Origin of the sequence: Bradyrhizobium genomosp. III (assembly GCF_000261705.1) — a bacterium.
GTDB classification, from domain to species: domain Bacteria; phylum Pseudomonadota; class Alphaproteobacteria; order Rhizobiales; family Xanthobacteraceae; genus Bradyrhizobium; species Bradyrhizobium ottawaense.
The window spans coordinates 1-822 of record NZ_AJQF01000605.1; the positions used below are offsets into that span (position 1 = coordinate 1).

Here is an 822-nt window from a genome sequence, read left to right on the forward strand (position 1 = left end):
GCGTCGTAGCCGCTGATGACAGGGGAACGGGTCAAGGTTCGGTGATTTCACCGCTTCTCGGCAACATCTACCTGCACTACGCTCTCGACCTGTGGGCCAAACGCCGGCGACAGCGCGAGGTCTCCGGCGGCATGATCATCGTGCGTTACGCGGACGATGTAGTAGTCGGCTTTGAGCGCGAGGATGACGCACGTCGTTTCCTTGACGCGATGCGCGCGAGACTGGAGGAGTTCGAGCTGACGCTCCATCCGGCCAAGACCCGCCTGATTGAGTTTGGTCGCCATGCGGCGGCTCAACGCAAGCAGCGCGGACTCGGAAAGCCGGAAACCTTTGCGTTCATGGGGTTCACGTTTATCTGCGGCAAATCACGCCAAGGGCGCTTCCAGCTTCAACGGAAGACCCGTAGCGACCGCTTGCGAACCAAACTCCGCGAAATCAAGGAGGAGCTAAGGCGCCGAATGCACTGGCCGATCCCTGCACAAGGGAAATGGCTGAGGCAGGTCTTGACCGGCCACTTTGCGTACTTTGCTGTCCCGACGAATGGCCGAGCGCTCAATGCGTTTCGGTTCTATCTGACCGATCTCTGGAGGCGGACGCTTCGGCGGCGCAGTCAGCGGACCTGTCTGACCTGGGATCGCATAACGCAGATCACCGATGACTGGCTCCCCAAGGCTCGCATCCTTCATCCATGGCCGAAGCTGCGCTTCGCCGTCAAACACCCGAGGTAGGAGCCCGGTGCCTTAATTGGGCTCGCCGGGATCTGCGCGGGGGGCGCCCAGTGATGGGTGTCCCTACCGCGAACAGAATGCGTTTGCGCCACTG

The 822-nt window shown here is 61.3% G+C and carries 1 protein-coding gene; it reads left to right on the top strand.

The features are described 5' to 3' along the window. A partial coding sequence (locus IC66_RS0142375; RefSeq protein ID WP_038951399.1) for a reverse transcriptase domain-containing protein occupies positions 1–728 on the top strand: 728 nt, incomplete at its 5' end. Positions 729–822: the final 94 nt, after the last annotated feature.